The following is a 15498-nucleotide window of genomic DNA, read 5'->3' on the forward strand; positions in this document are numbered from 1 at the left end:
AACGACCATGCGGTCATCAAGCCCAGGCCCAGTCATCGACGGTGGGCTTGATTTCTATTTTCTCGCCGCTGGCCGTGGAACCAGAACCAGCAGCTTATTGACGTTTGCTGGTGTTCAGCCAGCCGGCAAACCGCTCGTTGGCCTCACTCATGGTGGAGGCGGTTCTGCGTTGCCTCAGCACAGCCGAGCGGCTGCGATGGCGGCTGAGCCCGTGGCAAGGCTGATCCAAATGGACTATAGGTAAGCGTATCGGACTATTTGTTTGGCATTAACTGGCCGGGATACTGCATACCCTTTCCATAATCACGTCTTCCGCCAGCAGGTTTGTTCCGGCACGGAGGAAGGCTCCTGCTGGCTGATCGCCGTGAAGGAGGTCATGCAGCCGCTGCACAGTGCCTGCGACATTGGCGTGCCTGGCTTGGTAGCGTAGTGCAAGGGCTGTCCAGCTGACACATGCGGCTTTGCCAGCCCACACGGCCCTCCCTATAGCGTGGCTGTCTTGGCGGTTTTGCTGTACGTACCTTCACCACCGCCAGACAGGGCACTAGCAAGATGGCCGGCTCTTCCATGTCCAATGCTGATGTCAATTACCTGGGGCTGATTCAAGCCCTGCCCTTGTTTGGCGGCTGTGCCGCACACCAACTGGAGGCGCTGGCCAATACCGCCAGCTATGCCGTACTGGGGGAGGGAGAGCCCTGGCATACGACTGAGCGTACCAGCGGCAGTCATTATGTGGTGCTACAAGGAGCTATCAGGGTTTCGATGATTTCACCGGATGGTAATGAGTTCATCGTGGCCATTCTTGCGCGCGGCGAGGTGCTGAATGGGTTTCTGGCAGGCGATGCCACCTGCCCGTTTCTGGCGTCCAGCATCATGCTGACCGCGCACGGGCCTACCATCGTGATGAAGTTTTCCTGGGCCAAGCTGGCGCTTGGTGTCGAGGCGCTGGATCTGGTAAAGCGCTTTGATTATCTGCTGCAGGAATGCACGGCTACGCTACTGCTGCGCATTGAAGATCTCGCCATGCACTCGCTGGATGCCCGGCTGGCGCGGATTCTACTGCGCCTGCATACGCAGTCAACGCGTATTGCAGAGCTGCGCTTGCACCGTTTTAACCAGAGCACGCTAGCGCTGCTGGTGAATGGCAGCCGCTCCAAAGTCAATCAGCATTTGCAACGCTTTGTCCTGTGCGGGGCAATATTGCTGATTGATGGCTGTGTGCGGGTGATTGAAAAGGCTCACTTACTGGCTATTGCACGCGGCAAATACTAAGCCGCTGATGATGAGGGCCGCGTTTAGCACAAACGTGCACAACAGGCTGTTACCCGGGTAACAGCCTGTATTTTTTTATTCCGCCATATTGGGGCCGTCGAAAACAATTACGTATTCGACATTATCTCTCAGGAAAGGTATCCCATGACTGATTGGAATAAAAAGCTGACCAACCTCATCCGTCAAAACGACGGAACGCTATGGGGTAATTGGTCGATGGTGGCGCAGGTTAATCTGGGCGATTACGGCGTTATCAATCCGGAAACTGCGGAATTTACCCGGCTGGGTAATATTGCCGAGTTGTATCCGGATTTTTTCAGCACGGGCTCAAAATCCACTGGTGATTTTTTCTACAAAACCAGCGGCGTGCAAAAGCATTCGGTGACAGAAAAAATATCTGGCGAGTTTTTGGAACCAGATACTGAAACCATCATCAGCGGCGGCATCAAGTTCAGCTGGAATTTCTCCCAAAGCAATGACATGCTGGTTAACTTTACCGCCGTGCGTTCGGACAGCCTGAAGCCGGTGCAGAACCTGCTGCGGGTTGACGTATTCAAAACCTTGCTGCAAGCGGCTGGCACCGCAGGTAAGCGCAGTAATAGCGGCGGTATTTTGCCCGGTTTTGTGGTGGTGACCGACGTAGTGAAAAGCGCCGGCGGATTTATGGTTGCCTCGGAAAGCAGCAATCAAAAGTTCAGCATTGGCGGTGAAGCCAAAGCCACTTCTGCGCTGGTTGAAGGCCTGGCCGGCGATGTCAAGGCGGGTTATAGCTTTACGGAATCTACCGATTCAATTGTCAAGTATATCTTCCCCTCTCCCAATAAATCCGTCATGCGTAATGAGCAGGCACCGCAAGCACATATTGCCTTCCGTGCCCTGTCATTTAATGATAAGGCTTTGCTGACCAACTGGAAAGGTTGATGGCCACCACGGCAATCATCTCTGTCTACAAACATTTTTGGATAAAGGACACTTAATCATGCCTACCGTTTTGACTGTAACCAATAAAGGCGGCTTTGTTGCGCACTGCAAAGCCAGCTGGCTGGATGCCGGTTTTCAACAGCAATCCATTGATCATGAAGCCATGACTGCCGGCACTAACTGGACCGTCACCCTGGATGACGGCGTCACCCAGCTGCACCTGCACGTGGAGCACGATACCGGCCTGGTATGGAAACCGCGTAATGTCACCGGCGATTTGTTCTGGGATAACCCTGGTGCCCAGTTCAAGGGCGGCCAGGCGCAGGTGAAGATAAAAGGCACCACGCTGATTGGCTATGGCGTGGAGTGGGAAAACCCCTAAATCATATTGACTGGCCACTGTAGATCAGCATGGCCGTTAACAGCATTATTCTGTTTATCAAAAATACCCTGATAGTGAGGTGAATCATGGCTCATAAAAGTGAAAAAAGCCCGTCCAAGCGTGAAAAACACCAGAAAGGTGTTGAAAACCAAACCACCAACGAGCGTGTACGCGAGTGGAAAAAGTACAAGCAAAACGGTGGCTCGCTCAGCATTAACAGCTGGGATAAGCAAGGCAGGCCAAAGAAATAGCCGGCCAGTAGCTGGTGCGCAGCAGGCTGAATAAGCCTGCAACAGCGGCTGATTGCAGCGTGTTGGCTTGCCGGATCAGCCAATTGATGATCAGCCGCTGTTTTTTGTCTTGCTGAATCAAAGCGTACATACCAAATCGGCCGACCCTGTCACGCGCTGCCGGAATATGGGCCTGGCTTTTATTATTGCCGTGAAATGGATAGAACGATGAAACACACTACTCTGTATTATCTAATGCTAGTGCCTGCCGCTGTCAGTGCGGCTACGGCTCAGGCCAGTGATACTGCTATTGAAAAACTGATTACCAAAAACGGACTGAAAAACAGCAAAGTCATGTCCATGTATAAAAGCGGTCAGTTGGTGGTGACAGTGAAAACACCACATAAGATTATTCTGACAAACAGAAAAAATATTTCTGTAGATGCCGATGCCCAGACTGCCATGTATTGGTATCGGGCCATGAGCACAAAGGAGTACATCTTGTTCGATAAAACTGCATTCACGCATATTCCGTGTGCGCAGTCGGATAAACATTTTTGTGGCATTGCGCCTTCGTATAGCTATGTGGCGAAGTATTTGAGCAATGCCAAGCCAGGTATTGTCGTAGCATTTGGCACTGCCGAACCAGGTTGGTTACTTAAAGACTTCACCGGCCAGCATCAATGCCAGATCAAGGCAGAGGGTGGCGGCACCTATGGTCTTGGCCCCACCGGCACTAGTGCCAGTTGTGACCTCATGTATCGCAAGCAGGGCCTGGGTAAGGTGTTTAACCAATGGCTTGGACCGGACAAAAAAATCGATGTCACCATCAGTTCGGTTTTGCTGACGATCAAATAGCTGCCGAGTCGTCCGGCAAATCATTTCGCGTCTTGCCCGTGCTATCAGCCACCCGTGCTGATGGCTTTGCTAAGCACCTGCCGCTCAGCCCAGCCGCTCAGCCCAGCCGCGCAATGCGCCCGGCGGCGTCGTCGATATGCTGTCCCAGCGCGGTAATGCAGGGGGTGAAGCTGGCAGAGAAACCGTCATGGCCGCGCAGCCGGGTGTAAAACTCCTGCGCCAACTGCAGCGCCTGTTGCCAGCTGTCCGTGTCCACTTCGGCACTAAGATGGGCGGGCGGCAGGCTGTCCGCCAGCGCGCCGCCGCCGCGCGGGGCAAAGGCCATGGGCAGCATGTCGTAGGCCGGGGCCAGTTGATAAGGGCGGCCATGCAGGCTGACGAAGGACAGGTTGCCGCTGTGCATGTCGGTATTGCCTATCAGCGTGCCAAACGCCCACAACAAGGCGGCACCGGCATGGGACTGGGGCGTGACATGGCCCGCCGCCACCAGCCGCTGCACCACCACCGGCCACGGCGCATGGGCGGCACCGACAAATTCGGCATCCAGCGCGCGCAAGGAAAACACCGCTACCCGCCCCAGTGCGCCTATGCGGTCGAAGCGCGGCACTTCCAGAAAGCGTTGCGAGCCACAGTCCAGCACGGTGGTGGCCACTCCCAGCACCGCCAGGGCAAGATGTTCGGCCAGCAGCAGATCCCGCCAACGCTGGCTGACCGGGTTGGCATCGACGGCGGAAAACTTCACCAGCACATGGCCGTTGTCAGCATAGGCACAGAACTTGGGCTGCTCGCCACCGGCGGATGAACCAGGCAGTTGGCCGGCACTGGCAGCGCTGGCCAGTTGCGGGTAGTCCTGCGTGCGGTTTACCGCCTGCGGCAGCGGCATGGACAAAAAGTGCTGGCGGGCGGCATCACCAATCAGCAGATTGCCGATTACATCATGCCCATGCGCCTGCAAAGCCCGGAGTACTTCGGCATCGCCCCAGTGCTCCGGGTTGGCCGGCAGGCCCAGGCTGCCAGCATGAGCAGAGGCATAGGCGCGGCCCAGATAGCCCTGAGGCCGCATATCGTACAGCCACCACGGCAGCCCGGCGCTGAGCAGGCTGACGCCATCGGCCTGCTGCATGACATAAGCTTCTGGCCGCACCGGCAGCAGGCGGCCCAGTTCGCGAATCTGCCCGGCATCACTCACCCGGTATACCGGCACGTCCAACTGGCTGCGGCTGGCATCACGCAGTACGTAGTGAATAGCTGGGCCCGCACCCAGCCGCACCACCTCATCCCCCAGTCCAGACAGCGCACGCGATATCGTTGGCTGGCTTAAGCCTGTTTTTTCAACAAGTTGCCGGGAGGTACATGGCCCACCACCTAGTTGCTGACGGATGGAATCTGCGTGACGTGACATGGATTGAATTGAATAATGAATAGATAAATGAATAGTAATTCTAGTATTTACCAGCTGCAGATTCAATCTGTCCTGTCAGCAAGGCTGGCGGACATGCAGACATGTGAGTGGAGAGGGTGTGAAATTATTTGTCATTAATAATGATGACAATCGGATATAGCGCTAAAATGTAAATCTTTGTTAACGTCACGCTGGAGAGTTTTGTGAAGATTTTTACCGCTGCCGCTCTTGTAACTGCCCTGCTGCTGACCGGCTGTGCCTCGGTTGACATGGCATCCAAAGAAGATTCCGCCAAGGCCAAAGCCTTTGCTACACCGACTGCAGGCAATGCTGGTTTGTATATCTATCGCAACAGCCTGGTAGGCAAGGCCTTGAAAAAAGACATCTTCGTGGATGGCCAATGTGTGGGCGAAAGCGGACCGGACGTGTTCTTCCGTACCGAAGTGGCTGGTGGCAAGGTGCACAAGCTGGATACCGAGTCCGAATTTTCGGCCAACTCCATTGATTTGATGACCGAAGCCGGCAAAAACTACTTTGTGCGTCAGTACATCAAGGTGGGTGTGTTTGTAGGTGGTGCCGGGCTGGAGCAGATGACGGAAGAGGAAGGCAAGGCCGATGTGCTGAAGCTGGACATGGCCAAGAGCGGGCATTGCGCCGGCAAGCCCTGATCCCGCCCGCGGGAAAACACAATCCCGCTTGCAGTAATTTCCACACGCCGGCAACTGCCGGCGTTTTACATGCCATCCTGTCCTACTGGACTTTCCTGTCCTGGCACTGCCCGGCCTGGCCTGCCGCAACATACACCCACGCCTGGCGGCCTGATGCCAGCGATACGGTCTGGCGCTGATAGTCCGCCACTTCGTAACGGTCGGCCTGCTCCAGTTCTTGCGGCGTCAACAGCAAGGCCATGCCGTCCACGCCATCGGCAGCCACACCACTGTAGGCGATGATGGGATGATGGATTTTGCCACTGGTGGCAATCACTTGCGGGTCGGTAATTTTCAGCATGGACAGGCTGAAGCCGGGCAAGCGGTCTGCCACGCCATCCAGCAGACGGCCAAAGGTGGCCAATTGCACCTGTGGCAACTGCAGGGTGCCGTAGGAAAACAGATATTGGTCGGCGACTTCTTGTTTGCTGTTCATGGTTTAGCCCTGGGTTTGACGCACCAGCAGGTCCTCGTAGAAGGCTCCGTATGGCAGGGTGGGATGGCGGATCTGGATTTCCAGAATCCATAGCCCGGTGTCCGGGCAGGCGGCAAAATCTCCCAGATCCCCGGCCTGGTAGATGGCATGCGGAAAATCGGACACGCGATGGCCTTTGACATCCAGATTCAACTGCCAGCCCATGGCGGCAGCCTGTTCGGCGGCGTAGTCATACAGGGCGGTGCCAGCGCAGCCGGTTTGCTGCCACCAGTCGCTTACCTGTTGCCACAATGCCTGTGCCGCATGGGCACAAGCCTGCATTTGCGCATCATCCCCCACCACAAAGCTGGCACCGCTATCGCCTTCGTGGCCATCCCACACCACGCCCAGGTCGATGAAAAAGATGTCGTCTTCCCTCAGCACGTTTTCCGGGTCGTTTTTCTGGCGGAAGGTTTTCAGGGTGCTACTGCCAAAGCGAATGATGATGCCGTGCCAGATGCGATCCATGCCCATGGCGTCCAGCGTGGTCTTGGCCAAGGTCTTGGCCTGCTGTTCGGTCATGCCGGGGTGTATCTGTTCCGCAATGCGGTCGATGGCGGCAAAGGTGCGGTCGCGGGCATGCAGCATCTTGCTTAGGGAAAACTGCGGGCCAACCGCTTGCGGCTGTGGGGTAACGGTGTTGGTCATGACAAAACCTGTACCAGGAAGGATTAAACAACACTAACATCCGGCGTTCCTGGCCGGCTGTGCGCAGGCGGCGGTTCCTGCACCTTTTGCGACCGGCATTGCCGGAAAGAAGCATTTATACTGCATCATCTTTCATGACATTGTCACCACTCGTGCCACTTTCCACCTCCATCCTGCTACTTGCCCTGGCCACTGCCTGTGGACTGTCAGCCTGCGCCCTGCCACCTGTCACCACATCCCCCTTGGCCGTCGGCCTGGCCAATCCGGCATCACAGCATTGCCTGCAGCGCAGTGGCAAGCTTGAGACGCGCCAGGACCCGGCTGGCAATGAGTATGGCCTGTGCCGCCTGCCCGATGGCCAGTTGCTGGAAGAGTGGACGCTATTCCGTCACGACCAGGGCCGTTAAAGGGCCGCCACGCCGGCCCTTGTCATCCCATCGGCCACTGCTGCGTTAAAAAAAGGGAGCCCGGCCATCTGGTCGAGCGTTGGTGCGCCAAGGCCAGCCCTGGCGCACTTTACTTTTCCCTTACTGGATACCTTTACCATGAAACGCATTCTGCTTTGCTGTCTTGCTGCCCTTGCCTTGTCTGCCTGTTCCAGCAGCAAGGTGCCGCAGGCCCCGGCCAGCGCGCCGGTAGCTGCCGCCCCGCTTGCCGCCAAGCCGGTGGTAGACAGCGCAGCACTGGCCAAGGCTGCACTCGACAAGAAGATTGACGCCAATATCGCCGCCAACCCGGATTTTGTTCCTTTTGCTGCCGCCAGCCACGAGCTGGATGAAGTTGGCAAAGGCCAGATCCAGCGCCAGCTGGCCAGCTACCAGTCCGACAAAAAGCTGATCGTGCGCGGTTACTGCCACCGTGGCAGCAGCAGCAATGCGCGCGCCATGGCCCATGCCCGCGCCGTGGCCGTGAAGCAGTTCCTGGTGGCATCCGGCGTACCGGCCAAGCACATCAGCCTGCGCATCAATACCGACAAGGACGCCCAGGGCGTACAGATCGCCAGCAAATAAGGGGTGCTGCCAGTGCCACCACGCTGGCGCTGGCAGGTGTTTGTCTATATAATTGGCAGTCTTATCTGGGGGCGACCTGGTTTCGACGGGGGTTGCGAAGCAGATGGGGGCATACCGGGATTTCAGTCACCCCGTAAAACACTGAATTTTTTTAGTCGCAAACGACGAAACTTACGCTCTAGCAGCCTAACGGCCGGCTAGACACTACAACGGTTCGCAGATGGGCCGGGGGCGTCAAAACCCTGTAGTGTCACTCTACATCTGCTAGTGCCATCCCGGGTTACTTGGTCTGGTGCGAAACTTTAGGTAACTCGCCAAAGCTCAGCCTGTCCGTCGGCGTAGTGGAGGTTAAATCCAAATGACACGACTAAGTATGTAGAACTCACTGTAGAGGACTTTCGGACGCGGGTTCGATTCCCGCCGCCTCCACCAAATTAGCATTTCACACCGTGTCATGGTGTGCCAAGAACCCCGAGAAATAAGCCTCTCGGGGTTTTTTTATTGCCTCTTACCGTGTCATAACGTGTCTTGACATGCCCCCACCCCAGGGGGCATAAAAGGGGGCATAAGCAACGGGGGCACAAGTCGATGCCCCCAAGCCTCTGAAAGATGCCCCCCTATGTCCCTGACCGCCACCGCCTGCAAGAACGCCAAGCCTCGCGAGGACGGGAAGCCCCTGCGCCTCAGCGACGAAAAAGGCATGTATCTGGAAGTGATGCCGAATGGTGCAAAGTACTGGCGCTTGAAGTACCGCTTCAATGGCAAGGAGAAGCGTCTAGCTCTGGGGGTGTTTCCTGAAGTTGGCCTTGCCGACGCCAGAGAGAAGCGCGACGAAGCCCGCCGCCTGCTGGCCGAAGGTATCGACCCGGGCGAACTGCGCAAAGTTACCAAGGCAACCAGCAAGCTGAGTGCTGAAAACAGCTTCGAGGCTGTCGCGCGCGAGTGGTTTACCAAGTACCAGCCCACCTGGAGCGAAGGCCACGCCACCCGCATCATCCGCCGCCTGGAGCGCGACATATTCCCTTGGCTGGGTAACCGCCCCATTGCTGAAATTACCGCGCCGGAATTGCTGGCCAGCTTGCAGCGCATCGAGAAGCGCGACGCCATCGAGACGGCCCACCGGGCCATGCAGAACTGCGGCCAGGTCTTCCGCTATGCCGTAGCCACCGGCCGAGCCGAGCGCAACCCGGCTGCCGACCTGGTTGGCGCAATCGCCCCCGCCATCAAAGCCTCGTTCCCCACCATTACCGACCCCAGCAAGATTGCCGAGCTGCTGCGCGCCATCGACGGCTACAAGGGCAGCTTTATCACCCAGTGCGCCCTGAAGCTGGCACCGCTGGTGTTTGTGCGCCCGGGAGAACTGCGCAAGGCTGAATGGTCGGAGTTTGACCTGGAACACCAGCTTTGGACGATACCGGCTGAGCGCATGAAAATGCGGGAAAAGCACTTTGTGCCGCTGTCACAGCAGGCCGTCGCAATCCTAACCGAGCTGCAGGCGCTGACTGGTAGCCGCCAGTATGTTTTCCCTGGCGCACGTACCAATGGCCGCCCAATGAGTGACAACACCGTCAACGCCGCGCTACGCCGCCTTGGCTATAGCAAAGAGGACATGACCGGCCACGGCTTCCGCCACATGGCATCCACCCTGCTGAATGAACAGGGGTGGAACCGGGACGCCATCGAACGCCAGATGGCCCATGCCGAGCGCAATAGCATCCGGGCCACCTACAACTATGCCGAGTACCTGCCGGAACGAACCAAGATGATGCAGTCCTGGGCCGACTACTTGGACGCCTTGAAAGCCGGCGCGAAAGTGACGCCGCTATTCAAGACAGCCTGACACCAGCTTTGCCGACACCTAGCCCGACGGGGCGAAAAGCGGAAACCCTTGCCGCCTGGTGTTGGCAAACCCAACAAGGGACGCCGTAGGGGGCGTGTAATGAAAAAAATTGGCCCAATCAAAGTGAAGATCCGTAGTCGCCATGCCGTCATGGCAATCAGTCAAATGTTGGCCATTGCGAAATCTCGATACCTTGAAGTAAGAAAAGCAATACCGAGCAATGAAATATCAGAGTTTGAAAAAACCATGAATGGCCAGCTTGAGCCACCAATTCATATTTTTACATCCACGCCGACAAATGATCCGAAAAGACATAACGTATCATTCAGTGAGCCATATACTGAAGCTTTGAAATATCTGAGGATGCAAACCATTCCCATAGATAGTGACGCATCCACAACTGAAAGTGTAAAAGTACAGAAAAGCACACTGACGCCTTGGCAGTACAAACGTGCGCTAAACTTGCACATGGCAAAATCATCTATTGAACACGCAGAAACTTTGCATCTTGACCTTGGCAAATACAATGCAGCCATAGTCAGCATTAGCAATGCACTGATGTTGATTGGGGCCGCTGGTGTGCCTAGTTTTGATGCCGTCGAAAAGAAAGCACGCTCAAAAACAGGAAAAGCAGGTGGAGATAAAAAGAAAGAAAAGTACGCTTCACTCAAAGAAAAAGCATGGCAACTTGCAAAAGAAAAAGCACCTAGCAGCGGTAAGTGGCAGTCAATGGCGAATTGCGCAGCAAAAATATTGAATGATGTGCAAGATTATGCGAAAGAAAATGGCATCCCCCTTCTATCCGGAGACCGCCCAGAGGATCGAGTGGCTGAATATCTTTCAAGAATGAGCGAGGCCGAAAAGGCCACCCTGTTTGCCAGTAAACGCCCCCCGTTAACTAGCAAACACCCCCCGTTAACTAGTTGACGGGCTACGCACCAGCCTAGTGGGCTTTTACATTTGCCTCGCAATGTCAATCAACGGAGCGATGCAATATGAGACCCCACGCCACAACTGGCAAAACCATCAAGATTGCCGATACCCAAGCCCGCGTTCTCGCCCCCTACGGCGCACTGCCTACAACCGGCTTTGTCCGCCTTGCCGACCTGCGCCAGATCATCCCCCTGTCTGATTCTTCCATTTGGCGGAGAGTAAAAGCAGGCACCTTCCCGACACCGGTCAAACTGTCCGAACGTGTTACCGCTTGGCGAGCAGAAGCCATTCGGGCATGGCTGGATGAACAAGGCCAAGCGGCTTGAGGTGGCACAACATGACACTTGCCACCCCACACCAGCAGCGCCATAATGCCCCCGTGCCGTTCAATAGCGGCTCCGGGCTTGGCGGCCCGAACAAGAAGGCGGACAGCCGCCTAGCGGCTATTTTTTCGTCCGTCACCAGCCTTGGTGCGCCATTTTCTATGGTGGGCCTTGGTAGGGGCGTGCTTGCACGCGCCGGTTCCTTCTTGCCGGTCCGCCAACCTTACCTTGCGCCCACCACCCTCGCTTGGCGGCGAGAAGTGGGCTTCCTGCACAAGAAGGAGGCCACCATGCCTAGCATCACCCGCGCCTTGTCGCGCATGTTCCCCATTTCCAGCACCATCAGCACCGCTGCCACCATGGCCGAGGCGCAAACCATCGCCCGCCTACACTTGGCACGTACTGGCCACGCTGTACGCATTGCACCCGCCGCCCGCGGCTTCTCTGTCGTGGAGGTGCGCTAAATGGCTACCGAAACTCTGAACCACTTCACCCTACTGGCTGAACAGCATGCCGACCTGCAAGAGCAGGGCGAGATTCACAAGGCTGCAGGCTGCCGTATTCCCAAGCTGAATAGCCGCACCCTGAACCTACTGGAAAGCAATGCGGAAGTAGCCATTGCCGATATCGCAGCCGGTATGCAGGGCCTTGCGCACCTGATTACCAACTACCCATCAGACGTGGGTATGGAATCTACCGTGATGCCTCAGATTGGCCGCTTGCTGCGAGTACTGGGCGAGGCGCTTGAGCATACCCACGACGCTGCACACATGATTGCCGACCGGCAGTGGGCGCATGGCCGCATTGAAGCTGCTGAGGGCAAGCCATGCTGACCCCCAATCAAATCCACGCTGCCGAGTATGACGGCCAGTCCGTCGCCTATCGCCTGCTGCTGCTCTTGAACGAGCATCTGCACCCCAGCGCCTACGATAGCGCCGCCGACCGCACAGAGGCTGCCAGCACCCTGCTGGAGTCCTTTTCTGGTGTGTTTGCCGGATGCCTGGCCGACGCACTGGAGCACCAAGGCAGCGATGCCGTGAATGTGCTGTACCAGCGCATCACTGAGCGAGCGCCGGAGCTACTGGCCAGCCTCAGCCGCTAACCCCAACTGAACACGCCTGCCATGGCCGCCTGAGCGCCGTCATGGGTTGGGCAAACTACGTCCGAAAGGCACGTTATGAGCAGCACCATGGAACAAATTGCCAGCGCCTTGCGCCATCTTGATGCCCACGACCGGGACAGCTGGGTACAGATGGGTATGGCGGTAAAGAGCGAGCTGGGCGAAGCCGGTTTCACCCTATGGGATGACTGGAGCCGCACTGCTGACAACTATCAGCCAAAGGCAGCCATGAGCGTCTGGAAGAGTATCAAGCCGGGTGGCAAGGTGACCATCGCCAGCCTGTTTGCCCAGGCCATCCAGCACGGCTACCGGCCCGAGCAGCCCTATCAGGCCCCCAGTGCCGAAGAACGGGCCAAGCTGGAGCAGGAGCGTGCCGACGCCCAGGCAGAAGCCGAAGCGCTGGCCGCCCAGCAACGGCAAGCCGCCAAGGACAAGGCCATGGCGCTGTGGGCCAAGGGTCATGACGTGGCCGCAGAGCACCCCTATCTTGCAGCCAAGGGCATCGCACCTGCCGGTGTGGCCCAGCTGCGCGACATGCTGCTGGTTCCCCTGCGGGTGGCTGGCGAACTGGTCAACCTGCAAATCATCGGTGCCGATGGTGGCAAACGGTTCTTGACCGGCGGCCAGGTCAAAGGCGCATCGCTGGTGCTGGGCCGGCTGAAAGACGCTGACACTGTGCTGATGTGCGAAGGCTGGGCCACTGGCTGCAGCTTGCACCAAGCAACCGGCCTGCCGGTAGTGGTGGCCTTCAATGCCCACAACCTGGTGGCCGTTGCCGAGCGTCTGGCCAGCATCCTGACCGCCAGCGTGGACGTGCTGGTGTGCGGTGACAGTGACACCAGCCTGACCGGCCAGCAGGCCGCCAGCAAGGCTGCAGTGGCCCTGTATCCGCGTGGCCGCTCTGTCATTCCGGTATTCACTACCGAACAGGTGGAACAGTGCCGCGAGCAGCATGGCGACAAGCTGCCGTCTGACTTCAACGACCTGCACCAGCTGGCTGGGTTGGATGCTGTGCTTGCCCAAGCCATACCGGTAGCGAGTAGCCCGGCAATTCAGATGCATGGGGGGTCTATTGCAAATTTTAAAGACCAAGACACCTGCAGCAGCGACCAGCCAGATAGTGCGATTCCGCCCGAGCAGTCCAACATTCCCAAGCCGGAGGAGGAAGATGCCTACCTGCGCTACCTGGCCGAGCTGAAGCCACTGGCCTATGGCCGCATTCGCAAAGGGGCTGCCGATGCCCTGCGCGTACCGGTGGGCATCCTGGATAAGCTGGTCAATGCCGAGCGTAAAGAGCTGGCCACTCGCGATGAGGAAGGCGGGGCTGGTGGCTGCATCCTGTTTGACGAGGTTGAGCCATGGCCGGTGGATGTGGACGCCGCTGCCGTCCTTGATGCGGCCTTCGCCTTGCTGCGTCAGTACGTGATTGCCGACAAGGAAACCTTGCGTGCTGCTGCGCTGTGGGCAGCCATGACGTGGTTTGTGGACTACGCCACCGTGTTGCCATTGGCCGTGATTACCGCCCCGGAGAAGGGCTGCGGCAAGTCCACCCTGCTGCAGGCCGTGGCCAAGCTGTCTTGCCGGCCACTGTCGGCCAGCAACATCACCCCGGCAGCCTTGTTTCGTGCGGTGGAAGCCTGGAAGCCCACCTTGATGATTGATGAGGCGGACACCTTCGCCAAGGACAACGAGGAGCTGCGTGGTGTGCTGAATGCTGGCCACACCCGCGATACCGCTACCGTGGTCCGGGTGGTGGAGATAGGTGGCGAGCTGCAGCCGCGTGCCTTCAGTGTGTGGGGAGCCAAAGCCCTGGCCGGCATCGGCAACATGCCCGAAACCATCATGAGCCGTGCCGTGGTGCTGAACATGCGCCGCAAGACTGCCGGCGAGCGCGCAGACAACCTGCGCCATGCCGATGCCCAGGCTTTCCACCTGGTGAAGCGCCAACTGGCCCGCTGGGCTGATGACATGGGGGAAACCTTCGCTGCCAGTCGCCCGGATGTCGGGAGCCTGAATAACCGGACAGCTGACAACTGGGAGCCACTGCTGGCGCTGGCTGACTTGGCTGGTGGGGAATGGCCGAAGCTGGCCAGACAAGCAGCCGGCAAGCTGACCGGTGGCGAAGAAGAAGCCCCCAGCATGAATGAGGAGCTGTTGCGCGACATCCGCACTGCCTTTGACCAGCGCAAGGCTACCAAGCTGTGGACCTCAGACCTGATTGATGCCCTGTGCCAGGACGAGGAAGCCCCCTGGTCCACCTACAACTTCCGCCAAGGCAAACCCATCACTGCCCGTCAGCTGTCCAAGCGGCTGGGCGAATTTGGCATCAAGCCCAAGGACATCAAGGAGCATTTCGAGGTGCGCAAGGGCTACCGCCTTGAGGACTTTGCCGACGCCTTCACACGTTATTTGGATGGAGGGGGCAATTTATCCGCTACTCCGCTACCAGCCAATAACGACGGGGCTTTCAGGGTAGCGGATAGCGATTTCACGGGACAAGGAAAAAGCGTATCCGCTACCTCGAAACCCGCGCCAAATAAGGAAGGTAGCGGAGTAGCGGATAGAACACCGGGTAGCGGCAAACAAAGTGAGGGGAACGATGATGCAGAGTATTTCTGACCGTAGTTTGCTTCTGGAACAGTTTGGCCTTCGGGTGGAGCTGATTGGTGATGATGACGCCCTGCGCGTCACACCTTCCAGCCGGATTACACCAGCAGCCCGGGATTACATTGTGGCGAACAAGGCCGCCTTGCGTGACCGTCTGCTGGGCAATACCACCTTCACCGCCGTGGGCGACATTGCAGCCGGCATCGTCACCGCGGTGTCCACCGGCCAGCCGACACCAGCCCCGGCCTTGCCCGCCGACCTGATGGAGCGGGTCAACCTGATTTGCCGGTTGGAACAGTGGCCATCAGCCGACCGTGCGGAATGGCTGGGCATCCTGCGCTGCCAGATTGAGCAGGACGGCACCCCGGTGCGTGAACTGGTGGCCTGCCTAGAGGCACACCTGTCCAGGCACCATGCTGGTGTGGCCGGTGACGACGACCGGGAGGCATTCGAGGAGCGGGCAGCCATCATGCAGCACGATGGTGGGCTGACCCGCAAAGACGCCGAGGAACAGGCCGCCAAGGTCAACGAGTGCCTGAGCTGCCTGCATTGGCGTGGTGAGGCCACCATCCCCAGTGGCCGCCAGCAGGTACTCAGCCTGGTCAACCCGGCCAGCACCTTTCGGCAAAACAAGGTAATCGGTGCATGCGAGGCCAAATACCGGCCATGGCGCACTTCAAGCGACCCGAGCCAGTCGCAGTACCTGCAATGGGTCTTCATCGGGCAATGCGCCCACACACCAGCAGGAAAGGGCAAGACGAAATGAAATG

19 protein-coding genes and 1 other RNA gene are annotated in these 15498 nt (G+C 57.8%); 17 read left to right on the top strand and 3 right to left on the bottom strand.

What is annotated here, in order from left to right; genetic code table 11:
* Nucleotides 1-567: 567 nt before the first annotated feature.
* The 5 genes from GSR16_RS09570 (at nucleotide 568) to GSR16_RS09590 (ending at nucleotide 3663) form a co-directional block, all read left to right on the top strand.
* Complete coding sequence (locus GSR16_RS09570) at nucleotides 568-1272, top strand: Crp/Fnr family transcriptional regulator (protein WP_159876821.1); 705 nt, start codon at nucleotides 568-570, stop codon at nucleotides 1270-1272.
* A 144-nt stretch (nucleotides 1273-1416) separates the two neighbouring features.
* Entirely contained in the window at nucleotides 1417-2193 is a 777-nt protein-coding gene (locus tag GSR16_RS09575) for a hypothetical protein (RefSeq protein WP_159876823.1), read from the top strand.
* Between the two features lie 58 nt (nucleotides 2194-2251).
* Nucleotides 2252-2575: a hypothetical protein gene (locus tag GSR16_RS09580; protein ID WP_159876825.1), complete on the top strand. Its 324-nt coding sequence runs from the start codon at nucleotides 2252-2254 to the stop codon at nucleotides 2573-2575.
* Nucleotides 2576-2661: 86 nt separating this feature from the next.
* Nucleotides 2662-2826 carry a hypothetical protein gene (locus tag GSR16_RS09585; RefSeq protein ID WP_159876827.1) on the top strand — a complete coding sequence of 55 codons (165 nt, stop codon included), beginning with the start codon at nucleotides 2662-2664 and terminating at the stop codon, nucleotides 2824-2826.
* Nucleotides 2827-3033: 207 nt separating this feature from the next.
* The gene (locus GSR16_RS09590) at nucleotides 3034-3663 is read left to right on the top strand and encodes a hypothetical protein (RefSeq protein ID WP_159876829.1); all 630 of its coding nucleotides are present in this window, start codon (nucleotides 3034-3036) and stop codon (nucleotides 3661-3663) included.
* A gap of 97 nt (nucleotides 3664-3760) precedes the next feature.
* Here GSR16_RS09590 and yjjJ read toward each other — a convergent pair whose 3' ends face one another.
* Nucleotides 3761-5065, bottom strand: a complete 1305-nt coding sequence (gene yjjJ, locus GSR16_RS09595; protein ID WP_159876831.1) for a type II toxin-antitoxin system HipA family toxin YjjJ — start codon at nucleotides 5063-5065, stop codon at nucleotides 3761-3763.
* 203 nt (nucleotides 5066-5268) lie between these two features.
* Between yjjJ and GSR16_RS09600 the strand changes: the two genes are divergently transcribed.
* Nucleotides 5269-5733 carry a DUF2846 domain-containing protein gene (locus GSR16_RS09600; RefSeq protein WP_159876833.1) on the top strand — a complete coding sequence of 155 codons (465 nt, stop codon included), beginning with the start codon at nucleotides 5269-5271 and terminating at the stop codon, nucleotides 5731-5733.
* Between the two features lie 82 nt (nucleotides 5734-5815).
* On the opposite strand, the gene GSR16_RS09605 is transcribed toward GSR16_RS09600, so the two are convergent.
* The gene (locus tag GSR16_RS09605; protein ID WP_159876835.1) at nucleotides 5816-6208 is read right to left on the bottom strand and encodes a gamma-glutamylcyclotransferase family protein; all 393 of its coding nucleotides are present in this window, start codon (nucleotides 6206-6208) and stop codon (nucleotides 5816-5818) included.
* 3 nt (nucleotides 6209-6211) lie between these two features.
* On the bottom strand, nucleotides 6212-6895 hold the full coding sequence (locus tag GSR16_RS09610; protein ID WP_159876837.1) for a M24 family metallopeptidase: 684 nt from the start codon (nucleotides 6893-6895) through the stop codon (nucleotides 6212-6214).
* A gap of 134 nt (nucleotides 6896-7029) precedes the next feature.
* Between GSR16_RS09610 and GSR16_RS09615 the strand changes: the two genes are divergently transcribed.
* The 11 genes from GSR16_RS09615 (at nucleotide 7030) to GSR16_RS09665 (ending at nucleotide 15494) form a co-directional block, all read left to right on the top strand.
* A complete protein-coding gene (locus GSR16_RS09615) occupies nucleotides 7030-7302 on the top strand; it encodes a putative hemolysin (RefSeq protein WP_159876839.1) in 273 nt (90 codons plus the stop codon).
* A 138-nt stretch (nucleotides 7303-7440) separates the two neighbouring features.
* Entirely contained in the window at nucleotides 7441-7905 is a 465-nt protein-coding gene (locus tag GSR16_RS09620) for an OmpA family protein (protein ID WP_159876841.1), read from the top strand.
* 67 nt (nucleotides 7906-7972) lie between these two features.
* Nucleotides 7973-8337: a transfer-messenger RNA gene (ssrA, locus tag GSR16_RS09625) on the top strand.
* 187 nt (nucleotides 8338-8524) lie between these two features.
* The gene (locus GSR16_RS09630; protein ID WP_159876843.1) at nucleotides 8525-9745 is read left to right on the top strand and encodes a tyrosine-type recombinase/integrase; all 1221 of its coding nucleotides are present in this window, start codon (nucleotides 8525-8527) and stop codon (nucleotides 9743-9745) included.
* Between the two features lie 99 nt (nucleotides 9746-9844).
* Nucleotides 9845-10672: a hypothetical protein gene (locus GSR16_RS09635; RefSeq protein WP_159876845.1), complete on the top strand. Its 828-nt coding sequence runs from the start codon at nucleotides 9845-9847 to the stop codon at nucleotides 10670-10672.
* Between the two features lie 68 nt (nucleotides 10673-10740).
* Entirely contained in the window at nucleotides 10741-11004 is a 264-nt protein-coding gene (locus GSR16_RS09640) for a helix-turn-helix transcriptional regulator (RefSeq protein ID WP_159876847.1), read from the top strand.
* Nucleotides 11005-11015: 11 nt separating this feature from the next.
* Entirely contained in the window at nucleotides 11016-11465 is a 450-nt protein-coding gene (locus GSR16_RS09645; RefSeq protein WP_159876849.1) for a hypothetical protein, read from the top strand.
* Entirely contained in the window at nucleotides 11466-11834 is a 369-nt protein-coding gene (locus GSR16_RS09650; RefSeq protein ID WP_159876851.1) for a hypothetical protein, read from the top strand.
* Complete coding sequence (locus GSR16_RS09655; protein WP_159876853.1) at nucleotides 11828-12103, top strand: hypothetical protein; 276 nt, start codon at nucleotides 11828-11830, stop codon at nucleotides 12101-12103. Before GSR16_RS09650 ends, GSR16_RS09655 begins: the two co-directional genes overlap by 7 nt.
* Before the next feature lie 87 nt (nucleotides 12104-12190).
* Complete coding sequence (locus GSR16_RS09660; RefSeq protein WP_159876855.1) at nucleotides 12191-14740, top strand: DUF3631 domain-containing protein; 2550 nt, start codon at nucleotides 12191-12193, stop codon at nucleotides 14738-14740.
* Complete coding sequence (locus GSR16_RS09665; protein WP_159876857.1) at nucleotides 14724-15494, top strand: hypothetical protein; 771 nt, start codon at nucleotides 14724-14726, stop codon at nucleotides 15492-15494. Before GSR16_RS09660 ends, GSR16_RS09665 begins: the two co-directional genes overlap by 17 nt.
* Nucleotides 15495-15498 lie beyond the last annotated feature (4 nt).

The organism is Aquitalea denitrificans (assembly GCF_009856625.1).
In the GTDB taxonomy this organism is placed as follows: Bacteria; Pseudomonadota; Gammaproteobacteria; order Burkholderiales; family Chromobacteriaceae; genus Aquitalea; species Aquitalea denitrificans.

Coding starts and splice junctions, on each gene's coding strand:
- GSR16_RS09630 (WP_159876843.1), top strand. CDS start 8,525: ATGTCCCTGACCGCCACCGCCTGCAAGAACGCCAAGCCTCGCGAGGAC.
- GSR16_RS09570 (WP_159876821.1), top strand. CDS start 568: ATGTCCAATGCTGATGTCAATTACCTGGGGCTGATTCAAGCCCTGCCC.
- GSR16_RS09650 (WP_159876851.1), top strand. CDS start 11,466: ATGGCTACCGAAACTCTGAACCACTTCACCCTACTGGCTGAACAGCAT.
- GSR16_RS09645 (WP_159876849.1), top strand. CDS start 11,016: ATGACACTTGCCACCCCACACCAGCAGCGCCATAATGCCCCCGTGCCG.
- GSR16_RS09610 (WP_159876837.1), bottom strand. CDS start 6,895: ATGACCAACACCGTTACCCCACAGCCGCAAGCGGTTGGCCCGCAGTTT.
- GSR16_RS09575 (WP_159876823.1), top strand. CDS start 1,417: ATGACTGATTGGAATAAAAAGCTGACCAACCTCATCCGTCAAAACGAC.
- GSR16_RS09605 (WP_159876835.1), bottom strand. CDS start 6,208: ATGAACAGCAAACAAGAAGTCGCCGACCAATATCTGTTTTCCTACGGC.
- GSR16_RS09665 (WP_159876857.1), top strand. CDS start 14,724: ATGCAGAGTATTTCTGACCGTAGTTTGCTTCTGGAACAGTTTGGCCTT.
- GSR16_RS09660 (WP_159876855.1), top strand. CDS start 12,191: ATGGAACAAATTGCCAGCGCCTTGCGCCATCTTGATGCCCACGACCGG.
- GSR16_RS09635 (WP_159876845.1), top strand. CDS start 9,845: ATGAAAAAAATTGGCCCAATCAAAGTGAAGATCCGTAGTCGCCATGCC.
- GSR16_RS09585 (WP_159876827.1), top strand. CDS start 2,662: ATGGCTCATAAAAGTGAAAAAAGCCCGTCCAAGCGTGAAAAACACCAG.
- GSR16_RS09580 (WP_159876825.1), top strand. CDS start 2,252: ATGCCTACCGTTTTGACTGTAACCAATAAAGGCGGCTTTGTTGCGCAC.
- GSR16_RS09655 (WP_159876853.1), top strand. CDS start 11,828: ATGCTGACCCCCAATCAAATCCACGCTGCCGAGTATGACGGCCAGTCC.
- GSR16_RS09620 (WP_159876841.1), top strand. CDS start 7,441: ATGAAACGCATTCTGCTTTGCTGTCTTGCTGCCCTTGCCTTGTCTGCC.
- yjjJ (WP_159876831.1), bottom strand. CDS start 5,065: ATGTCACGTCACGCAGATTCCATCCGTCAGCAACTAGGTGGTGGGCCA.
- GSR16_RS09590 (WP_159876829.1), top strand. CDS start 3,034: ATGAAACACACTACTCTGTATTATCTAATGCTAGTGCCTGCCGCTGTC.
- GSR16_RS09640 (WP_159876847.1), top strand. CDS start 10,741: ATGAGACCCCACGCCACAACTGGCAAAACCATCAAGATTGCCGATACC.
- GSR16_RS09615 (WP_159876839.1), top strand. CDS start 7,030: ATGACATTGTCACCACTCGTGCCACTTTCCACCTCCATCCTGCTACTT.